The organism is Synechococcus sp. R3-13, assembly GCF_047462195.1.
Classification (GTDB): domain Bacteria; phylum Cyanobacteriota; class Cyanobacteriia; order Thermostichales; family Thermostichaceae; genus Thermostichus.
This window is the reverse complement of the sequence record NZ_JANSIO010000251.1, coordinates 1-4031: the sequence shown is the minus strand read 5'-3', so window position 1 is coordinate 4031 and position 4031 is coordinate 1. Positions and strand designations below refer to the sequence as shown.

General features: G+C 58.1%; 3 protein-coding genes and 1 pseudogene. 3 read left to right on the top strand and 1 reads right to left on the bottom strand.

Features of this window, described 5'->3' with window-relative positions; translation table 11 throughout:
• Positions 1–518 (bottom strand): annotated as a pseudogene (locus NW856_RS07830) (hypothetical protein); the annotation flags it as partial.
• A gap of 129 nt (positions 519–647) precedes the next feature.
• On the opposite strand from NW856_RS07830, the gene NW856_RS07825 reads away from it, so the two are divergent.
• From NW856_RS07825 to NW856_RS07815, 3 genes are all read left to right on the top strand, one after another.
• A complete protein-coding gene (locus NW856_RS07825; RefSeq protein ID WP_414399737.1) occupies positions 648–2225 on the top strand; it encodes a cryptochrome/photolyase family protein in 1578 nt (525 codons plus the stop codon).
• A 75-nt stretch (positions 2226–2300) separates the two neighbouring features.
• Positions 2301–2843, top strand: coding sequence for a transcriptional regulator NrdR (gene nrdR, locus NW856_RS07820; protein ID WP_414328718.1), 543 nt, complete (start codon positions 2301–2303; stop codon positions 2841–2843).
• 347 nt (positions 2844–3190) lie between these two features.
• On the top strand, positions 3191–3910 hold the full coding sequence (locus tag NW856_RS07815; RefSeq protein ID WP_414399736.1) for a hypothetical protein: 720 nt from the start codon (positions 3191–3193) through the stop codon (positions 3908–3910).
• The last annotated feature ends 121 nt before the right edge of the window (positions 3911–4031 follow it).

Here is a 4031-nt window from a genome sequence, read left to right as displayed (position 1 = left end):
GCCCCCCACCAGGAAGGCTTCTCCCCATAGGCCCACAGCGCCCAAAACGCCAGCGTCACCGCCACCACCAGCGGCAACTCCAACATGTACACGTGGGCCAAAGCCGTGATCCCCGGATAGAGGAGCACCAACGCCGCCGCCAGCCAGCCCACTTCCCCAGAGCGATAGACCCGCTGTCCCAGCCGCTGCGTTGCCAGAACCAGCACCCCCAGCAACACCAAGTTGAGCAACTGCCCGTCCGCCCGGCTGAAGGGATGCAGAGCCGCCAAGGGGATCCCCAGCCAATAGGCCAAAGGGGGGTAGCGCTGGTTCAAATGCAAAAACTGCTGCCCCCACAGCCCATCCCAGCGAAACCGTCCCAGGTGAAGCCCAAAAGCCTGCGCCTGCAGCAGATGCTGCGCCTCATCCCACGCCGGCGGCAAGGGATCCGTGCAGTTCCAGATCACCAGCAGCAGCAGGGCCACCATCCCCAGCCCGGCCCACCACCGCAGGAAAGGGATCCCTGTCTGCCGCATCATCCTCTCTCCTCAGCTGTCCCGCCGAGATTCAGCAAACATTTGGGTGCCACCTGGCCTTGCCCCCCAGAGCTAAACTCAACCTGTGTCATTCTCAGCGCTCCTCCCATAGACCGAGAGCTTCAGCATCCCATGATCGCTCCATCTGCCGGCCCAGAAGGGGTTTGGATCCTTGCGGATCAACTCCACCCCCAGCAATCCGCCCTCGCTTCCCTATCAACCCTATCCCCAGACCGAGTTCCCGTCATTCTCATCGAATCCCACACCTGGGCCAGCTCCCGCAACCACCACCAGCAGAAATTGGTGCTGGTCTGGTCGGCCATGCGCCACTTTGCCCAAGAACTGCAACAGCGGGGCTACCCGGTCACCTACGTGGAAGCCGACAGCTATGCCGAGCCGCTGCAAACCTGGGCCAAGCAGCATCAACTGCAGCAGATCCGCCTCATGCAGCCCGCCGATATTCCCGTCCGAGATGAAATAGAAAAGCTGAGATCCACCCTCCCTTGCCCCCTCCTGATCTTGGAAAACAACCACTTCCTCTGGAGTACTCGTCAATTTATCGACTGGGCCTCAGGTCGCAAGCGCCTGCTCCTGGAAGACTTTTACCGCGAAGGGCGCAAACGCTTTCGCATTCTCATGGACGGCCCCAAGCCCCTGGGGGGGCGCTGGAACTACGACCGGGAGAACCGCCATCCCCCCAAACCGGGAATGCGCTATCCTCGGCCCCTCACCTTTTCCCCCGATGCCATTACCCAGGCTGTCATCGCAAAAGTTAGGCAACACTACGGCCATCACTTCGGATCCTTAGAAGGATTTGGCTGGGCCGTCACCCGCGCCCAAGCCCTGCAAGTGCTTGATCATTTCATTCACGAGCGCCTGCCCCACTTCGGCCCCTGGCAAGACGCCATGCAAGCCGGGGAAGACTTCCTTTTCCACTCGCTGCTTTCTCCCTACCTCAACTTGGGCCTGCTCACCCCCCACGAAGTCATCGCTGCCGTCGAACAAGCCTACCATCGCGGCGGGATCCCCCTGCCCTCCGCCGAAGGCTTCATCCGCCAGATCCTGGGCTGGCGGGAGTACATGCGCGGCTTCTACGAATACCAAATGCCCAACGGCTATGCCCAGAACAACTTTTTTGGCCACCAGCGACCCCTGCCAGAGTTTTTTTGGACGGGCAAAACCGACATGGCCTGTCTGCAGCACACCCTGGATCAAATTCGCCGTCATGGTTATGCCCACCACATCCAGCGGCTAATGGTGCTCAGCAATTTCGCCCTCATCAGTGGCATTCAGCCCCAGGCAGTAGAAGCGTGGTTTCAGGATGTGTTTATCGACAGCTACGACTGGGTGATGCAGCCCAACGTCATCGGCATGGGCCTTTTTGCCGATGGGGGCATGCTCTCCACCAAACCCTATGCCGCCTCTGCTCAGTACATCCGCAAAATGAGTGACTACTGCCGCCATTGCCGCTACAATCCCAGCGAAAAGGTTGGCAAACAAGCCTGCCCCATCAATACGTTGTATTGGGACTTCCTGTTGCGTCAGCGATCCCTCTTAGCCCCCTTGGGCAGAATGAAATGGGTATTGATCCATTTGGATCGCATGGAACCGGAGCTGAAGGCCCAGATCCAGGCGCAAGCCGCTGCTTGGTGGGATCCCTTGCAATCTGCACTCGACGAACAGAGTCCATCTCATTTGCAATCTGTCTAAGCACCAGAAGATTAAGCATCCGGTAAAATTGAGGCACCCTCCTACCCACCTGTCGCTTTGTAAGGACTGCAAGCCATGAAATGTCCCCGCTGCAGCAAACAAGAAATCCGAGTTTTGGAATCTCGTTCGGCAGAAGGTGGCCAGAGTGTGCGGCGGCGGCGAGAATGCATGTCCTGTGGCTACCGCTTCACCACCTATGAGCGCATCGAGTTCATGCCCATCATGGTCATTAAACGGGATGGATCCCGCGAAAGTTTCAACCGCAACAAGATCCTGCAAGGGGTGATGCGTGCCTGCCAAAAAACCCCCGTCACCGTCAGACAGATGGAAGAGCTGGTCAATGAGATCGAAGAAAAACTGCAATTGGAAGATGCCCAAGAGGTAACCAGCCTGCGCATCGGCGAGATGGTGCTGGAGCGCCTGCAACACCTAAGTGAGGTGGCCTACGTGCGCTTTGCCTCCGTTTATCGCCAGTTTCAGGGTATAAAAGACTTTGTCAATGAGCTGGAACAGTTGGAACCACCTCTGCGACGGGATCTGGAGCGGCTGCTGCAGGACTCCTCTGCCTCAAATTCCGAATCTCCTGGTTCTCCAGACTTGGTGGGAGAGTATTCGTGACGTGGGAACGACAGCGCAAGCCGGCCCTCCCTGGAAGCAGCGGGGAAATGGCGCTTGTGGGCGGGAAAAATTGCTGTGAAGAGATCGCCCATTCCAAAGGCTTAGCGGTATGCTTGGGGTAGCAATCGCGGCTTACACTAACGCTAGAGCTGCACGCCTTTAGATTGCCGGTGTTCAGCACTATCCTTGGAGATCCCTGATATCTTGGATCCCTCTGTGTCAAGCTGTCCCAGCCCCCTGTCCTTCCGAGTCGATCCCAATTTATGCAATACGGTTTTCGGGGTTCTAGCCCCTCTGGCGCTCGCAACAGCAACAGTAACCCCAGTGGCTTTCGCTCCCCTGCTGCAATGGAGACGGGGCCAGGGGTGGTGCCGATTCAGGTGTATCAACAAGTGGCCGAAGAGTTGGAGTCTGCCCGTCAGCAGGTAAGCCTGCTTTCCTCGGAAAACCAGCACCTGCGCGCTCTGCATCAGCAGTTGTCTGGAGAGCTCGCTGCCATCACCCGAGAGTTCCAGGGGCAATTGGGCCACACCCTGAAGCGCCTGCAGCAAATCAGCCTACGGCTTGCTGACGCAAATGGCCAGGCTGCCCAAGTTGCTGCAGCTTCTGAAGCCTCTTTCCAACAGAACAGCCCGACTGCCAATCCCGGCCAACCGGAAGCCCCTCCCAGCTACGATTTTTTGAATCGCCTCAAGCGCCGACAGGCCCGCAACGAGACCCCCTCCTTCTCATCCAACGGCTTTGCCCCGTCCTCCTTTGATTCCCTTCGCCACCCTTCCACCCACACCTCTGCCGAGCCCTACCCCCGCACTGGCTACCAGGTTCCTTCCCTGGACGAGTTGATGCAGGATAGGGGCGGCCCGGATCCCTATCTCGGCGAGGCAGACTCCTCAGCCTATTCCGCCGGCATTTATCAGCGGGTACGGGAGCAACATCACGGATCACAGGGCTCTGCCGTACTTTGGATGGCTGCTGCAGTCGTCTTGGTCGTCGGATCGTTTGGGTTGGGATTTGTAGCCGTACAGCCGTTTTTGCGCAACAACCCACCGTCCGTGCAAGCACCCTGAGAGCTATTCACAGGATGCCCCAAAACTTGCTAGGTTCTGTTGGTCTTTATATTTGTATATTTGAGCCAGAAGAGAGCACCTGGGAAGTCGAGAAAGCTCAAGAAGTTCCTGGCCAACTTGT